This window comes from Ramlibacter sp. G4-7, assembly GCF_057784995.1.
In genome coordinates this window covers 1-18,434 of sequence record NZ_JBYNTT010000016.1, presented here as the reverse complement: position 1 = coordinate 18,434, position 18,434 = coordinate 1, and the positions used below count along the sequence as shown (strand labels likewise).

Genomic DNA, 18,434 nt, shown 5'->3' with positions numbered 1-18,434 from the left:
CCACCGGACCGACCGTGCCCGACCTGCTCGCCATCCAGAACGCCGGCGCCAGCGACATCTTCCTGCGCGTGCAGACCAAGCGCGCGGGCAAGATGAAGGGCGAGGCGACCGCGCCCGACCACGAGGGCGACATCGTGATCGCGGGCTGGAGCTGGGGGGTGAGCGCCGGTTCGGCGCTGGGCTCGGGCAAGGCCACTGCGCGGCGCAGCTACAAGCACCTCACGGTCCTCAAGGCGATCGACAGCGCCAGCACGGCGCTCATGAGCGCGCTGGCCACCAACGACGAGGTCAAGGAGGCGCGCCTTGCCATGCGCAAGGCGGGCGACGAGCAGGTGGACTACTTCTCCATCGTGCTGGGTGGCGCGCGCGTGACGGCGGTGGACCTGAGCGTGGACGACAACGGCACGCCGGTGGAGCGCGTGGAGTTCGCGTTCACCAAGGTGGAGGTCGAGTACCGGCGCCAGGAGGGCAGCGGGCAAGCCGGCGCCAGCAGCTCGTTCCAGGACGAGTACCTTCCCGCCTGAGCCGCCATGGCTGCCGTCGACCCCCGCAACCGATTGCAGCCCGCCCTCCTGGACCGGCTGGTCGATGACCACCCGGGCGAACGCCTGGAGGCGGACGAGCGCCGCGTGATGTCGCGTTCGCAGCTGCGCGAGGCGGTGCTGCGCGACCTCACGGCGCTGTTCAATGCGGCGCAGCCCCTGGGTGCGGAAGCGGACGCGTATCCGGGCGTGGCCGACAGCGTGCTGAACTTCGGGCTGCCGCCGCTGTCCGGCCAGCTCGCCTCCACCCTGGACGTCAGCGTGCTGGAAGGCTACATCCGCCAGGCCGTCGTGCGCTTCGAGCCGCGCATCCTGCCGGACACGCTGCAGGTGCGGGCGCTGGAGGCCACCAGCGTCCTGGACACCCACAACGTCATCGAGTTCGAGATCAGCGGGCACCTGTGGAACCATCCGGTGCCGCTGGAGGTGCTGCTGCGCACGCAGCTCGACCTGGAGGCCGGGCAGGTCCAGGTGCGCGACGCGGGCGGCGTCGCGCCCTCGAAAGTCCGGTAAGGCGCGGCCATGGATCCCCGCCTGCTGCGTCTCTACAGCGACGAGCTGACGCACCTGCGGGAAGTGGGCGCGGAGTTCGCCGCGGAATTCCCCAAGATCGCCGCGCGCCTGGGCATGGAAGGCATGGAGGTCGCCGACCCCTACGTGGAGCGGCTGCTGGAAGGCTTCGCCTTCCTGGCGGCGCGGGTGCAATTGAAGATCGATGCGGAGCAGCCGCGGCTGATCGGCCACCTGCTGGAAGCGATCTACCCGAACTTCCTGGCGCCGGTGCCTTCGATGATGGTGGCCCGGCTGGACGTGAACCCGGCCGATCCCAACCTGGTCAAGGGCTACACGGTTCCGCGCGGCAGTGCGCTGCTGTCGGAGCTGGCCCGCGGGCAGGACACGCATTGCGAGTTCCGCACCGCCCATGCGGTCACGCTGTGGCCGATCGAGCTGGGCGGTGTGCAGTACTTCAGCCATGCCGCGGACCTGCCGGCCACGCAGCTGCCGCAGGCGCAGGGCACGCGCGGCGGCCTGCGCATCCGGCTGCGGTGCGGCGGTGGCGTGAACTTCCGCCAGCTGGGGATGGACCGGCTGGCCTTCTACATCAGCGCGCCGGACGACGTGGCGTTCCGGTTGCACGAGCTGGTGCTGGGGGCAGCCGCGGGCACCGTGGTGCTGGCGGATGGAGCCTCGCCCGCGCAGCAATGGCAAGGCCCCGACAGCGTGCGCGCCCTGGGCTTCGGCGCCGACGAGGCCTTGCTGCCGGAATCGCTGCGCGCCTTCTCGGGCTACCGGCTGCTGCAGGAAACCGCGGCCATGCCGCAGTGCCTGCTGTTCTTCGAGCTCACGGGCCTGGCCGAGCGGCTGGCGCGCGTCGAAGGCAGCGAGCTGGAGCTGCTCGTCTTCCTTGGCCGCGGCGACGCCGCGCTGGAGGCGCTGGTGGACTCCGGCAGCCTTGCACTGTTCTGCACGCCGGCCATCAACCTGTTCCACAAGCGGCTGGACCGCATCCAGCTGGGCGCCGGTTCCTGGGATTACCACGTGGTGCCGGACCGCACGCGGCCCATGGACTACGAGGTGCACAGCATCGCCTCGGTGACCGGCTTCGGCACGGGCCGCGTCGCGCAGCAGGAATTCCTGCCCCTGTACGCAGGCGGTCACGAGTTCGCGGCTGCGCCGGCGTCCGGGTCCGCGCCGCGCGGCTACTACACGGTGCGGCGCGAACCGCGCCTGCTGTCGCCGCGCCAGAAGCAGCAGGGCTCGCGCTCCGCCTACGTGGGCGAGGAGGTCTACCTCGCCCTGGTCGACCCGCAGCACGGGCCTTACTGCGAGGACGTGCGCCAGCTGTCGGTGGCCGCCTGGGTGAGCAACCGCGACCTGCCCACGCTGCTGCCGCGCGCCGGCGCGCAGGCCGGCGACCAGGCGCTATGGCGGCCCGAATCGCCGGGGCCGGTGGCGCGCGTGACCGTGCTGCGCGGTCCCACGCGGCCGGTGACGCGCCGCCCTGTCGGCGAACTGGGCTGGAGCCTGGTGAGCCACCTGACGCTGAACCATCTCTCGCTGGTGGGCGACACGCCGCAGCAGGCCGCGGCCGCATTGCGCACGACCCTGGGTCTTTACGCGCCGCCGGAAGACACGGCGTGGGCGCGGCAGGTGCAAGGCGTGCAGGCGGTGCACGCCAGGCCGGTGGTGCGCCGGCTGCCGTTTCCGGGGCCGCTGAGTTTCGGCAGCGGCGTGGAGATCGCGCTGGAGCTGGACGACCTCGCGTTCCAGGGCGGCAGCGCGTTCCTGTTCGCCAGCGTGCTGGAGCGCTTCCTGGCGCGCCATGCCGCGATCAACAGCTTCACCCAGCTCACCTTGCGCACGCCGCAGCGTGGCGAGGTGATGCGCTGGCCACCCCGCGTGGGCCTGCGGGAGGCCGCGTGAGCCGCGCCGCAGGCGGCCAGGAACGCGCGCGCCAGGTCGCCGCGTTCTACGAAGCCTTGCACGCGGCGCCCACGGCGCACGACTTCTTCGCGGTGCTGCGGCGCGTGGAAGCGCTGCACCCCGAGTTGCCGCGCATCGGACGTGCCCTGCGCCCTTCGCAGGAGGCGCTGCGCCTGGGGCAGGAGCCCGAACTCGATTTCGCGCCGGCCGCGCTCGCCAGCTTCGAGCCGGGCGCGGGCGCCGCGCCGCGCCTGGGCGTGCGCTTCTTCGGCCTGCTGGGGCCGCAAGGGCCCATGCCCTTGCACCTGACCGAGTACGTGCGCGAACGCCTGCGCTACCGGGGCGACGCGACGGCGGCACGCTTCCTGGACGTGTTCCACCACCGGCTGCTGGCGCTGTTCTACCGCGCGTGGGCGCAGGCGCAGCCCGTGGTGCACCAGGACCGGCCCGCGGACGACCGCTTCGCCGCCTGGCTGGGAGCGAGCTTCGGCCAGGGCCCGGAAGCGCAGGAGGGCCGGGCGCTGCCGGCCAACGCGCGCCTGTTCCAGGCGGGCCTTCTGGGCGCGCGCAGCCGGCACGGGGAGGGGCTCGCCAAGCTGCTGGCCCACCACTTCGGCGTGCCCGTGGCGATCGAGCCGCACATCGCGCAGTGGCTCGCGCTGGAGCAGGAGGACCGCACGCGGCTCGGCTTCGCCCGCAACCGGCCGGAAAGGCGCGGCCTCGCGTCCGGCCAGCTCGGCGTGGCGGCCACCAGCGGCAGCAAGCTGCGCGACCGCCAGTACAAGTTCCGCATCGCCCTTGGCCCGCTGCCGCTGGCGCAGTACCTCGCTTTCCTTCCGGGTGGCGGGGCCTGGCGCGCGCTGGGCGAATGGGTGCAGCACTACACCGGCCTGGACCTGCGCTGGGACGTGCAGCTGGAGCTGGCGGGACTGCAGATTCCCGAGCCACGCCTGGGTGCGCAGCTGCGCTTGGGCGTGTGCACCTGGATAGGCCGCTGCGACCGCACGCGCGACCGGCACGACCTGCGCCTGCGACCCCACACCTCGTTCCTGCTGCGCCAAGGAGGCCACCATGCTTGAAATCCCGCGCACCGCCCTGTTCGGCAAGCTCAACCCCGTCGCCTACCGCGCCATCGAGGGCGCCACCGTGTTCTGCAAGCTGCGGGGCAATCCCTACGTGGAGCTGCAGCACTGGCTGCAGCAGATCCTGAGCGCGCAGGACTCGGACCTGCACCGCATCGCCCGGCACTATGGCCTGGACAGCTCGCTGCTGGCCGCCGACCTGACCGCGGCACTGGACCGCCTGCCGCGCGGCGCCAGCTCCGTGACGGACCTCTCCAGCTGGATCGAGCAGGCGGTGGAGCGCGCCTGGGTCTATGCCTCGCTGATGTTCGGCGACACGCAGGTGCGCACGGGCCACCTGGTGGTCGGCATGCTCAAGACCTCGTCGCTGCGCAATGCGCTGATGACGATCTCGCGGCAGTTCGATCGCATCAAGCTGGAGGACCTGACCGACAACTTCGCCAGGGTGGTGGCCGGCTCGCCCGAAGACGGCCTGCTCGCCAGCGACGGCAGCGGCGCCGCTGCAGAACCGGGCGAAGCGAGCGGGGCGATCCCGCCGGCGGCCATGGGCAAGCAGGAGGCGCTCAAGCGCTACGCCGTGGACCTGACCGAACGCGCGCGCCGGGGCGAGCTGGACCCGGTGGCCGGCCGCGACGAGGAGATCCGGCAGATCGTCGACATCCTGATGCGGCGCCGGCAGAACAACCCGATCCTCACGGGCGAGGCGGGCGTCGGCAAGACGGCGGTGGTGGAGGGCTTCGCCCTGCGGCTGGCCGGCGGCGACGTGCCACCGCAACTGAAGGACGTCGCCCTGCACGTGCTGGACATCGGGCTGCTGCAGGCCGGCGCCAGCATGAAGGGCGAGTTCGAGAACCGGCTGCGCTCGGTGATCGACGAGGTGCAGGCCTCGCCCAAGCCCATCATCCTGTTCATCGACGAGGCCCACACGCTGATCGGCGCCGGCGGCGCCGCCGGCACCGGCGACGCGGCGAACCTGCTGAAGCCGGCGCTCGCGCGCGGCAAGCTGCGCACCATCGCGGCCACCACCTGGGCCGAATACAAGAAGCACATCGAGAAGGACCCGGCGCTCACCCGCCGCTTCCAGGTGGTGCAGGTCGGCGAGCCGGACGAGGACAAGGCCCAGCGCATGCTGCGCGGCGTGGCTTCGGTGCTGGAGCAGCACCACCGCGTTGCCCTGCTCGACGAGGCGATCGGCGCGGCCGTGCGGCTGTCGCACCGCTACATCCCGGCGCGCCAGTTGCCCGACAAGGCCGTGAGCCTGCTGGACACGGCGTGCGCGCGGGTGGCCGTCAGCCAGCATGCGACGCCGCCCGAGCTGGAGGACTGCCAGCACCGGCTGGAGGCACTGCAGGTCGAGCGCGAGATCATGCTGCGCGAGGAGCGCATCGGCATCGACGTGGCCGACCGGCGCAAGCGGGTGGCGCGCGCGATGGACGAGGAGCAGACGCGGCTGGCGTTGCTGCAGCAGCAGCACGGGGAGGAAAAGGCGCTGGTGGACCGCATCCTGGAACTGCGCGCGAAACTGCGCGCACCGGACGCACAGCCGGCGGAAACGCAGAAGGAATCGCCGACCGACTCCAAGGGCGTGGAAGTGCAACCTCCGTTGAGCGCTGGCGAACGGGAAACCCTCCTGGCCGAACTCGGCGGCCTGCAGGACAAGCTGGCCGTGCTGCAGGGCGACGCGCCCCTGATCCTGCCGGAAGTGAACGAGGCGGCGGTCGCCAGCGTCGTGCAGGACTGGACCGGCGTGCCCGTCGGGCGCATGGTGAAGAACGAGGTGGAGGCGGTGCTGAAGCTGGCCGACACGCTCAACGAGCGGGTGATCGGCCAGAAGCATGCGCTGGAGATCATCGCCCGCCGCATCCAGACGTCCCGCGCCCGCCTGGACAACCCGAACAAGCCGATCGGCGTGTTCCTGCTGTGCGGCACCTCGGGGGTCGGCAAGACCGAGACGGCGCTGGCACTCGCGGAATCGCTGTATGGCGGCGAGCAGAACCTGATCACGATCAACATGAGCGAGTTCCAGGAGGCGCACACCGTCTCCACGCTCAAGGGCGCGCCACCCGGCTACGTCGGCTACGGGGAGGGCGGGGTGCTGACCGAAGCGGTGCGGCGCCGGCCCTACAGCGTGGTGCTGCTGGACGAGGTGGAGAAGGCCCATCCCGACGTCCACGAGCTGTTCTTCCAGGTCTTCGACAAGGGCTGGATGGAAGACGGCGAGGGGCGCGGCATCGACTTTCGCAACACCGTCATCCTGCTGACCAGCAACGTGGGCAGCGAGCTGATCATGCAGATGTGCCGCGACCCGGCCCGCGTGCCCGAGCCCGAGCGCATCGCCACCGCCTTGCGCGAGCCGCTGCTGTCGGTCTTCCCCGCCGCCTTGCTGGGACGGCTGGTGGTCGTTCCCTACTACCCGCTGTCCGACGAGATGATGCGCAGCATCGTGCGGCTGCAGCTCGATCGCATCGCCCGGCGCGTGACGCAGAACCACGGCGTGCCCTTCGAGTACGGCGACGACGTGGTGCGGCTGGTGGTGTCGCGCTGCACCGAGGCCGAGTCGGGTGGGCGGGTGGTGGACGCGATCCTCACCAACACGGTGCTGCCGCGGATTTCCCGCGAGTACCTGCAGCGGATGACGGCGGGGCAGGCGCTGAAGGTCGTGCGGCTGGGCGTGGCAGATGGCGAGTTCACCTACGGTTTCGATTGAGCCGGCCGCGGGGCATGCATGACTTTCGTCCCTGTCGCGGAGCCCGCGCAGCCCGTAAGTTCCGGCGAGTCGCGTGAACGCACGCGCGCAGCCCCCAATGCCCGCATGCCGCCGCCCGTCACCCTGAGCTCACCGCTGCCTGCCGACCAGCTCCTGTTCGAGGCGATGTCGGCGTCGGCGGGCCTGAGCCAGCTGGGGGGAATGGAGCTCACCCTCCTGAGCACCAAGGCGGACCTGAAGCCGGAGGACCTGTTGGGCAAGCCCGTGACGGTGAAAGTCCAGTTGCGCGAGGACGCCAAGCGCTTCTTCCACGGCTACGTCACCCGCTTCGGCATCGGCGCCCACCGCGGCCAGTACTTCACCTACCAGGCCACGGTCCATCCCTGGCTGTGGTTCCTCACGCGCACGGCCGACTGCCGCATCTTCCAGGACCTGAGCGTGCCGGACATCGTGAAGAAGGTGTTCGAGGATCACTCGGTCTCCAGCTTCGAGTTCAAGTTATTCCGCAGCTACCCCAAATGGGTCTACTGCGTGCAGTACCGCGAGAGCGACTACAGCTTCGTGGCGCGCCTGCTGGAGCACGAGGGCATCTACTGGTACTTCGAGCACTCCGATGGGCAGCACAAGCTGGTGCTGGTCGACTCGCAGAGCGCGCACGACGCCGCACCGCAGTGCCCGTCGCTGCCGTACGTGGAGGAGGGCAGTGGGCTGGCGCCCGACACCGAATGCGTCTCGGACTGGACCTTCTCGCGCGGCGTGCGCACCGGCAAGGTGGTGCTCACCAGCTATGACTTCGAGCGGCCCTCCACCGACCTGAAGGTGAAGGCGGACAAGGCACGCAGCTATTCCTTGTCGGATTACGAGGTGTTCGACTTCCAGGGCGACTACGTCAAGTCCGCCGACGGCAGCCAGTGGGTGGAGGACCGCATCGAGGAGTTCCAGACCGGGTTCCAGCGCCTGGCCGGCAAGTCGAACGCCCAGGGCATCGAGGTGGGGCGGCTGCTCAAGCTCACGCGCCACCCGCGCAAGGACCAGAACGAGGAGTACCTGGTCACGTCACTCTCAGTGCACGCCCAGGTGAACGGCTACGAATCGGGCAACCCGTCCGGCGACTACCGGTGCGACTTCAGCGCGATCCCGTCGGCGCAGCAGTTCCGTCCGCGCCGGGTGACGCGCAAGCCCTCCATGCAGGGGCCGCAGACGGCCACGGTGGTGGGGCCGGGCGGCGAGGAACTCTTCACCGACAAGTACGGGCGCGTGAAGGTGCAGTTCCACTGGGACCGCTACGGCAAGAAGGACCAGAAGAGTTCGTGCTGGGTGCGCGTCTCTCATCCCTGGGCCGGCAAGAACTTCGGCATCGTCGACATCCCCCGCATCGGCCAGGAGGTGGTGGTCGACTTCCTGGAGGGCGACCCGGACCAGCCCCTCATCACCGGCCGTGTCTACAACGCGGAGCAGATGCCACCCTGGGACCTGCCGGCCAATGCGACGCAGTCGGGCCTGCTGTCCCGATCGAGCAAGGGCGGCGGCTACGGCAACGCCAACGCAATCCGCTTCGAGGACAAGGCGGGGTCGGAGCAGGTGTGGATCCATGCCGAGAAGAACCAGGACATCGAGGTCGAGAACGACGAGACGCACTGGGTGGGCCACGACCGCAAGAAGAACATCGACCACGACGAGACGACCCACGTCAAGCATGACCGCACGGAGACAGTCGACAACAACGAGACGATCACGATCGGCGTCGACCGCACCGAGTCGGTGGGCAACAACGAGACGATAGGCATTGGCGTGAACCGCACGGAGAACGTCGGGTCGAACGAGACGATTGCGATTGGCGCGAACCGGTCGGAGACGGTGGGGGTGAACGAGACGATCTCGATCGGGGCCGACCGCAGCGTGACGGTCGGCGGCAGCGAGACCAAGACGGTGGCGCTGCAGCGCACGCACGCGGTGGGCGTCAACGAGACGATTGCCGTGGGTGCGGCCCAGGAGATCACGATCGGCGCCGCGCAGATCGTTGCGATCGGGGCGATGCAGAACGTTACCGTGGGCGCGAGCCAGTCGATCGATGTGGGGGCGAGTCAGAGCACGAATGTCGGGGCAGGGCAGACGAACAGCATCGGGGCGGACCGGAGTGTGAGTGTTGGTGGGGCGCAGTCGACCAGTGTGGCGAAGGGGCGGAGTACTTCCGTTGGCGAGGACGATGCGCTGAAGGTTGGAAAGAATCTGGTCATCGATGCCGGCGACTCCATTTCTATCAAGACGGGCAGCGCGAGCATCACCATGAAGAAGGATGGAACCATCCAGATCAAGGGCAAGGACATCACGATCGACGGCTCGGGGAAGATCAATGTGAAGGCGAGCGGGGACATCGTGATGAAGGGATCGAAGATTCTGCAGAACTGAGGAAGACCATGGGTGGACGCCACGAACTGCTTCCTGTCGGCTGCGACGATGCGACAACGACTGGAAGCTCCGAACTGCTCCGGATGTTGGTAACGCCTCCGTCCCCGGCTGCTGCTCCCTCAATCCCGTCGTTGCCATCGGTGGTTCTTGGTGAGCTTGTTGCAATGACCGACGATGGCGCCACGCCGCTCGTGCTGGTGGTGAGCGCGCAGCAGGAAGTGCGTGCCCTGCGTGCACGCACGGTGGTGGATCTGCACAGCGCGCACATCGGCCGCCAATTGGTGCTCGCATTCGAGCAGGGTGATCCCGAGCGTCCGATCGTCATGGGCGTGCTGTCCGAGGGTGGGCTCTCGGTCGAACAGCAAGAGGCGACGCGCCTGCTGGCGGTGGAAAGCGACGGCCAGCGTATGGTTGTCAGCGCCAAGGAGCAGCTCGTGTTGCGCTGTGGCAAGGCCAGCATCACGCTCACGCGTTCCGGAAAGCTGTTGCTTGAAGGCTCCTACGTGCTCAGTCGGTCGACCGGCGTGAACCGTGTCAAGGGTGGTTCCGTGCAACTCAATTGAACCGGGTTACGCAGGACGTGGAACTCATCAACGCCACCCGCATGGTCGCCGGCTACACAATGGGCCTTGAGCCGAGTGGGCGCGAACTGCTCGTAATCGTGATCAAGGGCACCTTCGTGTTGCCAAAGCCGGGCGAACAGGTGCGGCTGCACGACGAACAACTGCCGCTCATCATGGCCGACACCTTCTCCGGAGAGCCAGGCTTCAGCGCGCCTGTGCAGGAGTTGGACTTTGCGCCACGTAAGCACGCGTGCGACGTACTGTTGGTCGGCCATGCGCGCGCGCCGGAAGGTCGCGAGGTGACGCGGCTGCGTGCGGGCATTCGCGTTGGGCCGATGGAAAAAGCCTTCGACGTGGTCGGTGACCGTGTGTGGCAAGCGGGGCTCACTGGCATCAGCCCTTCGCCACCACAACCCTTCACGGAAAAGCTCGTCTCCTACGACACCGCCTTCGGCGGCGTCGATCGCCACAGCAGCAACGAAAACGAACACGACGCGTACCAGACCAACCCGGTGGGCCGCGGCTGGCACAAGCACCTGAACACTGCCTGGGTGGACGGGACTCCTTTACCGAACACTGAGGAGATCGGAACGCCGGTGAAATTTCCGAATGAAAAGTACAAGTCCATGGCATTGGGGCCTATCGGTCGTGGCTGGCCCCAACGGGCGCGCTATGCTGGCACGTACGACCAGCAATGGCTGGATGCTGTCTTCCCTTTTCTGCCAAAGGACTTCGACGAGCGCTACTACCAGGCCGCTCCACCGGACCAGCAGACGGCAGTGCAGAAGGCGCCGACAGAGGTCGTGCTAAGCGGCTTCACAGCCGATGGTCCGCGGCAGTTCGTGATGCCGCACTTCGAAGCGCCGGTGCATGTATTCCCGAAGCGCGGAGAGCGCGAGGACTTGAATGCGGCCCTGGACACGATCGTGATAGAGCCCGACCTGGAGCGCTTCACGATGAGCTGGCGCGTGGCGCGACCCTTGCGCAGGACCATGCATGAGATCGCACAGGTTTTGGTGGGGAAGAAGGGCAGTGAATGGTGGCAGCAACGGGTCCAGCCGCACTTCCCGATTCCGGTGGTCATGGTGCCTGCGGATTCGCGCCAAAGCGGACAGACAGCGTCATGACAGCGTCCATTTCCCTCGTGAGCTCAGGGCTGGTCACCAGCGTGGGGTCCACCGCGCCGTCCACCTGTGCAGCGATTCGCGCCCATGTAGCGAATCCCTCGCTCACTCGCTTTTACGACGACCACGGCGCTTGGGTGATGGCTCATCAAGTCGACCTGCCGTGGCGTGGCATTCGAAGGCTTGCAGTCATGGCGGCAATGGCGATCCAAGAGTGCTTGGCCGGTACGCCAGTCGCGCCCACGACGCTTCTTCTTTGCCTGTCCGAAGAAGACCGACCGGGCCGATTGCAAGATATCGACGAGTGTCTCATCCCCGCGATCGAGGCAGAACTCGGCATGCGCTTCGATCGCCGTTGGTCTCGGGTGCTACCGCACGGACGGGTCGGCGCGTTCCTCGCACTCGCCGAGGCCCGGCTACTCTTGGCAAGTGGCGATGTAGACCACGTCCTGATCGCGGCGGCCGACAGTCTTCTCGTGACCCACACTCTCCAGGCTCTCTGCCACCAGGATCGCATCCTGAACGAACAGAACGCCAACGGCTTCGTGCCAGGAGAAGGTGCAGGCGCGATTCTCGTCAGCAGGGAAGGATCGGACCCGCAAGCTGCCTTGTGCTTGGGTATGGGAGACGCCATGGAGACCGCTACCGTGCTCAACGATGAGCCGCTTCGGGCAGCGGGCCTGACCTGCGCAATCGCGGCGGCGCTACGCGAGGCAGGGAACTTCCCGTTTGAGGCGATCGATGTGCGCATCAGCGACATTTCCGGCGAGCAGTATGGCTTCAAAGAGGCCGCGCTGGCGGCGGGGCGTCTGTTGCGTGTGCGCAGGGAGAATCAGGATCTCTGGCATCCCGCTGAGGCGGTGGGCGAGATTGGCAGCGCAATTGGCCCCGTCATGATCGCCGTTGCCCACTCTGGTTTGAGGAAGGGGAATGCCCCAGGCCCTGCGGTGCTGTTGCACGCGGGTGCCGATTCAGGACGGCGAGTGGCATGCCTCCTGGGAACGGAGTCACGGCGCCGGATGCACTCATGAGCAACCAGGTTTACGCGAACGGCATGGAGATCTCGTGCAAGGCGGCGAGCGGAAAGTCCATCTGCTCCTTTCCCGATGTGTGCATGACTCCCCCGCAGACACCCGCCACGCCGCCCGGCGTTCCCATACCGTATCCGAATACGGGTCTGGCATCCGACTGCACGGATGGCTCCACTTCGGTCAAGGTGTCTGGCCAAGAAGCGATGCTCAAGAGCAAGTCCTATTTCAAGAAGAGCACGGGCGATGAAGCCGGGGCGGCGCCGAAGAAGGGCGTCCTCACGAGCACGAACCGAGGCAAGGTGTATTTCGCAGCCTGGTCCATGGACGTAAAGATCGAGGGTGAAAACGTTGTCCGGCATCTCGACGTCACCACGCACAACCATGGATCGAATGCCAACCAGCCGGCGCCGTGGCCCTATGCGGATGCGATGGCGAAAGCGCCGGGAGGCGCGTGCAACAAGGCACCACCGCAAGACTATGTTGCGCAAGTCAAGGCAAATTGCTCCGACATGTACTCGGAAAAATGCTGCGACACGCCGGGGCGAAAGTGCATGCTGCTGCCGAAGTCGCCCAATAAGTGCTGCTCCAAGAACGGAAAGCAAATGACCGGTCATCATCTCGTCGACTCCGCTGAATTCGTCGAGCATGAAAATCGCAGTGCCGGCGCCCCCGGCGGAACGTACAACTCGAGCAAGGCGCCCTGCTTGTGCGTTGAAGGCACCGACCACAATCGCCGGGAGCCCGCGCCGCCACGCAAGCCCCGCCGCCTGATGCAGCATGGCCGCATCGGACGGGCCTACGCGCGGTTGAGACGCACGTTTCTTGCCAACAACAAGAAGCTGACCGTCGGCGATGCCTGCAAGCTCGGAGCCACATCAGGGAATGTCATCAACCCGGAATGCTCCAAGGAGTGCCTCGCGGCCCAACTTGAAAGCGGCCATGCTGGGATGGGTCAGACGTCCGGCAAACCCGTGCCGAGGCAAAACAGACGCAGACCGGCGGAGCCGGAGCTTTTCAAGCTGAAGAAGAAGTGAAGGTGAATCCGTGACAACAGCGAATCCTCCTGATCGCACCTTGTTCCACCAGGACGGTGTGTTGCTGGCCCCAGGGAGCTTGGCGCTGGCCAATGGCTTCAACGACGACCCGGACGCAGACGCTTCAACGCTGGCTCTCTTGGTCGACGGTACGTGGCTCTCCTTGGACATCGAAACGGACAACATCGTCACGCTCACTGTGACAGCGCATGCGCTGTACGCGGTGGGCCGCAATGGCTTGTTCCTGCGGATCGATCTGCCGCTGCCGCCTGATTGGCAAGCCGTGGTGGATCGCACGACCATGTCGGTCATTCGCGACGCTCACAATTACGGCGAACTCACCCGCTGCAGGTCGGTCGGCGAAGCAGCGTTTGTCGTAGGGCAGTGCGGCCAGGTCTATCGGCTGTCCGGAAGCAGATTCGACGAGTACTCCTTCGGCTTGCGAAGCGACGAGGGACCGGACTTCGAGGATGTCGGCGGTGTGTCCGATTCGCTGCTGTACGCATGCGGAATCGGGGGCGCCATCTTCAAGTTCGATGGGCATCGCTGGCTCCCCATGGATGCACCGACGAACCTGAACCTTTCCGGAGTGCTCGTCGAAAACGAGCGGTCGATCTACTTTTGCGGCGACGCCGGAACGCTGATCCACCTGGTAGACGACAAGTGGGTTGTCCACGAGGGCGACCCTGAACGCAACTATTGGGACATATGCCTTTACCGCGGCTCGCCTGTTTTGGCGCACAGCAGCGGGTTGGATCGGTTCCAAGATCAATCCTTCCAGGCGCTCGACCCGTCACCCGACTCCGAAAACACGTTCTATCGCTTGCACTCTCTTGGCGATTCGCTCCTATCGACCGGGCCTGATGACCTGTTCTTGATTGAGGGCCGCGTCGTGAGGCCAATTGCCGTGCCTGGACGGCCGTGACACGGCTGCCGGCATGGACTTGCTCATCAAACTATGGGGCTTGCCGAGCACACTCCCTGAGTTTGCTGACCCAGCAGTGCGTAAGCCGCTAGGACCGGAATGCCGCCACGTCATTGACTGGGTGTTTTCGCACTTCGGCGCCCCTTGGTCCTCCGAAGCCTCCGCCGCCCTCGCCAACCGCCCCGCCACCCTCTTCATCGCCCAGCAGGGCAACGACCTCCTAGGCTTCTGCTGCTACGACGCTACCGCCCGCGGCTTCGTCGGCCCAATTGGTGTCCTGGATTCGGCAAGAGGAAAAGGCATAGGCGCAGCCCTTCTCCTCGCCTGCCTGCACGACATGCGCACCATGGGCTACGGCTACGCCATTGCCGGCTACGTCGGCGCGCCCGAGTTCTTCCGCAAGGTCGCGGGCGCCATCGAGATCCCGGACTCCACGCCGGGCATCTACGCCAACATGCTGAGGTGACTTTCGTTCATTGCCGGGCCGGGGGCTGACGGGGACCATGCAGCACGGTGGCGGGGTTGCCGCCGCAGGGCATGCCGATGTCACTTTCCCAAGGAATCCCCCAGCCGGATGGCGGGCTGAACACCGACCCAGCCGCTCCCGAAGCGGATCCCGACGCCACCCGCGTCGGTCCCGTTAGCCCGGTCGCCGCGCCGCTGGCCGAGATGCCGTCGATCACCGCGGCCAACAGCCGCCTGGCACCGACGCCCACGCATCCGGCGACCGTCGGCCCGCGCCTGCCCAACGACACCCTTCCGGGGGGCGCCGGCACCGGCGACATGCCCATGCGGCAGGTGGGCCGCTACCAGATTCTGGGCCGGCTCGGCCGCGGCGGCATGGCCAGCGTCTTCCAGGCGCGCGATCCCAGCCTGGGCCGCGACGTGGCGATCAAGTTCCTGCACACCACCCTGTGCGAGGACGCCGACTGCCGCTCCCGCTTCCTGCGCGAGGCGCGCGCCGCCGGCGGGCTGGCGCATCCCAACATCGTCATCGTGCACGACGTCGGCGAGATCGAAGGCCGGCCTTACATGGCGATGGAGTTCCTCCAGGGCGACGTGCTCAGCGACGTGATGAAGCCGGGCCAGCCGCTGCCGGTGCGCGACGTGCTCGTCATGGGCATCCAACTGGCGCGGGCCCTGGACTACGCACACGCCCACGGCATCGTGCACCGCGACATCAAGCCCGGCAACATCGTGCGGCTGGCGGGCGGCAACACGCTGAAGGTCACCGACTTCGGCATCGCCCACATGGACGCCACCGAGGCGGGCGAGCAGCGCACCCGCGTGGGCGACGTGCTCGGCACGCCGCAGTACATGTCGCCCGAGCAGACGCGGGGCGACAAGCTCGATGGCCGCTCGGACCTGTTCTCGGTGGGCATCGTGCTCTACCAGATGCTCACGGGGCAGCGCCCCTTCCAGGGCGAGAGCCTGGTGTCGGTGGCGATGAAGATCGTCAACGAGGAGGCACCGCCGCTGGAGAAGCTGCGCCCGGGCCTGCCTGCCGGCCTGCGCCGCATCGTGGAACGCTGCCTGGCCAAGCAGCCCGACCGGCGCTTCCAGAGCGGCCGTGAGCTGGCCGAAGCGCTGGAACGCGTGCTCGCCGACATCGACGAGGTGGCCCGCGAGCAGGCCAAGCCGCGCATCATCCCGCTGCGCGTCAAGTGGGCCGCCACCATGGCCCTGGTGGTCATGGCCGTGATGGCGGTGACGGCCTTCGTCATCACCCAGCGCCAGTCCCAGGCCATGCTGGACCAGGTCACGGGTTACGGCGCCTCGCTGGCACGTTTCATCGCCGCGCAGAACGCGGTGGCCGCACTTGGCGAGGACTGGCCGGTGGTGGATGTCGCGGTGCAGGAGATGATGAAGACTGGCGACTTCCACAGCATCACGGTCGTCGACCGCGACAACATCGTGCGCGCCGCCGGCGATCCGGCCCGCGTCGGCCAGCCTTACGCCAGGCCGAGCGGGACGCCGCTCGGCACCTCCGACAAGCGCGTGGACCTCACCCGCTACGACGTGCAGGGCCAGCCCATCCTCGGTTTCGAGACACCGATCACCTTCCAGGGCAAGTCCGTCGGGCGCGTCGCGCTGGGCCTCGCCGAAGGCCCGCTGGTGCGCGTCGCGCGGCTGTCGCAGGGGATGATGGCGGTGCTGGTGCTGGTCACGGTGCTTGCCGTCGCCGTGGCGATGTACTTCGTGGCGAACTGGTTCGCGCGCCCGGTCAAGCTGGTGATCGAGGCGATGGACGAGATCGGCCGCGGCCACTTCGAGCACCGCATCGCCGAGCCGCGCAAGGACGAGTTCGGCCTGCTGTTCGCCGCCTTCGACCGCATGGCGCAGGCCTTGCAGGACGCGCGCGGCGCGCCGCACGGCCCCGCGACCGCCCCGCGCATCCACGTCAGCACCGCCAACAGCACGACGCCCGACGCGGAGACCGTCCTTCCCTCGCCAGCGCCATGAGCACGGCAGTCACCCGCTTCCGCCGCGGCGCGAGCCTTGCCGCGCTGCTGGCGGCCGTCCTGCTCGCCGCCTGCACCACGCCACCGCAAGTGCCCGCCGGCCGGGCGCCCGCGCCCGCCGTGGAAGCCACGCCCGGCCGTGGCGAGGTGCTCGGGCGCGGCGACTGGTTCGTGGTCTACCAGCCGGTGGCGGGGGAGACGCTGCGGTCCATCGCCGCGCACTTTCTCGGCACCGAGGACCGCTACTGGGCCATCGCCGACTTTAACAACGTGAACCGCGCCGAGGCCGGCCAGCCGTTGGTGGTGCCCCTGAAGCCCGTGAACCCCGGCGGCGTCAGCGGCGACGAGTATCAGACCGTGCCCATCCTCTCGTACCACCGCTTCGGCACGGGCGGCGGCAAGATGGTGATGTCCACGGCCAACTTCGCGGCCCAGCTCGACTGGCTCGCCCGCAACGACTACCGGGTCATCCCGCTCGCACAACTCGTGGGCTACCTCTCCGGCAAGGACGCCTTGCCGCGCCGCGCCGTGGTCATCACCATCGACGACGGCTACGAGTCCACGCACAGGCATGCGCTGCCGCTGTTGCGCAAGTACGGCTTCCCGGCCACGCTGTTCGTGTACACGGACTTCGTCGGCGCCGGCGACGCGCTCAGCTGGCAGCAGCTGCAGGAGCTCGCGGCCTCCGGGCTGGTGGACGTGCAGGCGCACTCCAAGTCCCACCGCAACCTGATCGAGCGCGGCGCCGGCGAAGGCGACCAGCAGTACCGCCAGAGCGTGGAAGCGGAAGTGCGCGCGCCGCGCGAAATGCTGGAGCGCCGCCTGCCCGTGCAGGTGCGGCACTACGCCTATCCCTATGGCGACGCCAACGACACCGTGCTGGACGCCTTGTCGCGGCAGCAGTACCAGCTCGCCGTGACCGTCAATCCCGGTGGCAATCCCTTCTTCTCGCAACCGCTCATGCTGCATCGGACCATGATCTTCGGAGACCTCAGCCTGGAAGGCTTCAAGTCCAAGCTGCAGACCAGCCGTCCGCTCGGGAGGCCGTGGTGAACGCGCGGCGGCTTGTTCCCCTCGCTGCGGTGTGTGCCGCGGTCCTGCTCGCCGGTTGCAGCAGCGTCGCGGTCGCGCCTTCGGCGACGGCGCCGGCGCCCGCTCCCACCGACGCGGCCGCGCCGTCGCTGTCCGGCGGCGCCGCCGCCTTCGAGCGGCGCACCCGCGAGCGCGCGCTCGCGCAGCAACGCGAGGGCCGCCTGGGCGAGGCCGCGGTCTCGTGGGAGATCCTGGTCGCCCTGCGGCCCGACAGCAGCGACTACCGCGAACGGCTGGCAGCCACGCGCCGGCAGATCGACGCTGCCGTGCCCGAGCGCATGCAGCGCGGCCAGCAGGCCTGGAAGCGCGGCGAGCTCGACGCGGCATCCACCCAGTTCCTCGCCGCCCTGGCGCTGCAGCCGGACTCCACCCAGGCGGCCGACGCACTGCGCGCGATCGAGCGCGAGCGCAACAAGGCCTTGTACCTGGGCAAGCTGTCGCGCATCACGCTGGCGCGTTCCAGCAGCAATGGCGCACTGCGTGCGGCCAAGCCGGCAGGCCCGGCGGACAGCAACGACGTGGAACATGCGGCGCTGCTGCGCACGCAGGGCGAGACCGACGCGGCGATCGCCTTGCTCGAGCGCTATGTGGCCGCGCGCGGCCCCGATCCCACGGCCTGCCGCATGCTGGGCGAGATGACGCTGCAGAAGGCGGGCTCCGGCGGCCGGGTGAAGCAGACCGGCAGCGCTGGGACGGCGCCTAAAGCTTCTTCGCCTTGTCCTTGAGCGAGAGCGTGCGCTGGCGCTCGAGCCTGGCCGTCTCGTTGGCCGGGTCCACGCCAAGCACCTGGTCCCAGGCGCGGATCGCACCGTCCAGGTCCTGCTTGGCGAAGGCGGTGCGCGCGTTGAGCGAATAGCGCTGCACCAGCTGCTTGCGCACGCGTTCGACCCTGGCATCGGCACCGGCCTCGTTCAGGCTGGCGGCCTTGCGGTATTCCACCATCGCGACTTCGAGGTTGCCGCCGCGCTCGGCCGCTTCGCCGGCACGCAGCGCGCGCTCCGCGGGTGTCGGCTCCGGCGGCGCCGTCGGCGCCGCCGCG

16 protein-coding genes are annotated in these 18,434 nt (G+C 68.2%); 15 read left to right on the top strand and 1 reads right to left on the bottom strand.

Annotated features, from left to right (window positions below; translation table 11 throughout):
* Window positions 1-14 precede the first annotated feature (14 nt).
* From AC3EGR_RS19945 to AC3EGR_RS19875, 15 genes are all read left to right on the top strand, one after another.
* Window positions 15-524 carry an Hcp family type VI secretion system effector gene (locus tag AC3EGR_RS19945; RefSeq protein ID WP_488548267.1) on the top strand — a complete coding sequence of 170 codons (510 nt, stop codon included), beginning with the start codon at window positions 15-17 and terminating at the stop codon, window positions 522-524.
* Window positions 525-530: 6 nt separating this feature from the next.
* The gene (tssE, locus tag AC3EGR_RS19940; RefSeq protein WP_488548266.1) at window positions 531-1,055 is read left to right on the top strand and encodes a type VI secretion system baseplate subunit TssE; all 525 of its coding nucleotides are present in this window, start codon (window positions 531-533) and stop codon (window positions 1,053-1,055) included.
* A gap of 9 nt (window positions 1,056-1,064) precedes the next feature.
* Entirely contained in the window at window positions 1,065-2,966 is a 1,902-nt protein-coding gene (gene tssF, locus AC3EGR_RS19935) for a type VI secretion system baseplate subunit TssF (RefSeq protein ID WP_488548265.1), read from the top strand.
* Window positions 2,963-4,045: a type VI secretion system baseplate subunit TssG gene (tssG, locus tag AC3EGR_RS19930; RefSeq protein WP_488548264.1), complete on the top strand. Its 1,083-nt coding sequence runs from the start codon at window positions 2,963-2,965 to the stop codon at window positions 4,043-4,045. Before tssF ends, tssG begins: the two co-directional genes overlap by 4 nt.
* A complete protein-coding gene (gene tssH, locus AC3EGR_RS19925; protein ID WP_488548263.1) occupies window positions 4,038-6,755 on the top strand; it encodes a type VI secretion system ATPase TssH in 2,718 nt (905 codons plus the stop codon). The genes tssG and tssH overlap by 8 nt, the downstream gene beginning before the upstream one ends.
* A gap of 105 nt (window positions 6,756-6,860) precedes the next feature.
* Window positions 6,861-9,164 carry a type VI secretion system Vgr family protein gene (locus tag AC3EGR_RS19920; protein WP_488548262.1) on the top strand — a complete coding sequence of 768 codons (2,304 nt, stop codon included), beginning with the start codon at window positions 6,861-6,863 and terminating at the stop codon, window positions 9,162-9,164.
* 8 nt (window positions 9,165-9,172) lie between these two features.
* Window positions 9,173-9,727, top strand: a complete 555-nt coding sequence (locus AC3EGR_RS19915) for a DUF6484 domain-containing protein (RefSeq protein ID WP_488548261.1) — start codon at window positions 9,173-9,175, stop codon at window positions 9,725-9,727.
* 17 nt (window positions 9,728-9,744) lie between these two features.
* The gene (locus AC3EGR_RS19910) at window positions 9,745-10,854 is read left to right on the top strand and encodes a DUF2169 family type VI secretion system accessory protein (protein WP_488548260.1); all 1,110 of its coding nucleotides are present in this window, start codon (window positions 9,745-9,747) and stop codon (window positions 10,852-10,854) included.
* Window positions 10,851-11,882, top strand: a complete 1,032-nt coding sequence (locus AC3EGR_RS19905; RefSeq protein WP_488548259.1) for a hypothetical protein — start codon at window positions 10,851-10,853, stop codon at window positions 11,880-11,882. The genes AC3EGR_RS19910 and AC3EGR_RS19905 overlap by 4 nt, the downstream gene beginning before the upstream one ends.
* Entirely contained in the window at window positions 11,879-12,916 is a 1,038-nt protein-coding gene (locus tag AC3EGR_RS19900) for a PAAR-like domain-containing protein (RefSeq protein WP_488548258.1), read from the top strand. Before AC3EGR_RS19905 ends, AC3EGR_RS19900 begins: the two co-directional genes overlap by 4 nt.
* Window positions 12,917-12,956: 40 nt before the next feature.
* Window positions 12,957-13,841 carry a hypothetical protein gene (locus tag AC3EGR_RS19895; RefSeq protein ID WP_488548257.1) on the top strand — a complete coding sequence of 295 codons (885 nt, stop codon included), beginning with the start codon at window positions 12,957-12,959 and terminating at the stop codon, window positions 13,839-13,841.
* Window positions 13,842-13,854: 13 nt separating this feature from the next.
* Window positions 13,855-14,307 carry a GNAT family N-acetyltransferase gene (locus AC3EGR_RS19890; RefSeq protein ID WP_488548256.1) on the top strand — a complete coding sequence of 151 codons (453 nt, stop codon included), beginning with the start codon at window positions 13,855-13,857 and terminating at the stop codon, window positions 14,305-14,307.
* Between the two features lie 77 nt (window positions 14,308-14,384).
* A complete protein-coding gene (locus AC3EGR_RS19885; RefSeq protein ID WP_488548255.1) occupies window positions 14,385-16,304 on the top strand; it encodes a protein kinase domain-containing protein in 1,920 nt (639 codons plus the stop codon).
* Window positions 16,301-17,356: a polysaccharide deacetylase family protein gene (locus AC3EGR_RS19880; protein WP_488548254.1), complete on the top strand. Its 1,056-nt coding sequence runs from the start codon at window positions 16,301-16,303 to the stop codon at window positions 17,354-17,356. Before AC3EGR_RS19885 ends, AC3EGR_RS19880 begins: the two co-directional genes overlap by 4 nt.
* A gap of 29 nt (window positions 17,357-17,385) precedes the next feature.
* On the top strand, window positions 17,386-18,120 hold the full coding sequence (locus AC3EGR_RS19875) for a tetratricopeptide repeat protein (RefSeq protein WP_488548253.1): 735 nt from the start codon (window positions 17,386-17,388) through the stop codon (window positions 18,118-18,120).
* Here AC3EGR_RS19875 and AC3EGR_RS19870 read toward each other — a convergent pair.
* Window positions 18,095-18,434: hypothetical protein (locus AC3EGR_RS19870; protein ID WP_488548252.1), on the bottom strand; the 340-nt coding region annotated here is incomplete at its 5' end. The genes AC3EGR_RS19875 and AC3EGR_RS19870 overlap by 26 nt on opposite strands.

Coding starts and splice junctions, on each gene's coding strand:
- AC3EGR_RS19880 (WP_488548254.1), top strand. CDS start 16,301: ATGAGCACGGCAGTCACCCGCTTCCGCCGCGGCGCGAGCCTTGCCGCG.
- tssH (WP_488548263.1), top strand. CDS start 4,038: ATGCTTGAAATCCCGCGCACCGCCCTGTTCGGCAAGCTCAACCCCGTC.
- AC3EGR_RS19890 (WP_488548256.1), top strand. CDS start 13,855: ATGGACTTGCTCATCAAACTATGGGGCTTGCCGAGCACACTCCCTGAG.
- AC3EGR_RS19885 (WP_488548255.1), top strand. CDS start 14,385: ATGTCACTTTCCCAAGGAATCCCCCAGCCGGATGGCGGGCTGAACACC.
- AC3EGR_RS19905 (WP_488548259.1), top strand. CDS start 10,851: ATGACAGCGTCCATTTCCCTCGTGAGCTCAGGGCTGGTCACCAGCGTG.
- tssE (WP_488548266.1), top strand. CDS start 531: ATGGCTGCCGTCGACCCCCGCAACCGATTGCAGCCCGCCCTCCTGGAC.
- AC3EGR_RS19900 (WP_488548258.1), top strand. CDS start 11,879: ATGAGCAACCAGGTTTACGCGAACGGCATGGAGATCTCGTGCAAGGCG.
- AC3EGR_RS19915 (WP_488548261.1), top strand. CDS start 9,173: ATGGGTGGACGCCACGAACTGCTTCCTGTCGGCTGCGACGATGCGACA.
- AC3EGR_RS19920 (WP_488548262.1), top strand. CDS start 6,861: ATGCCGCCGCCCGTCACCCTGAGCTCACCGCTGCCTGCCGACCAGCTC.
- tssF (WP_488548265.1), top strand. CDS start 1,065: ATGGATCCCCGCCTGCTGCGTCTCTACAGCGACGAGCTGACGCACCTG.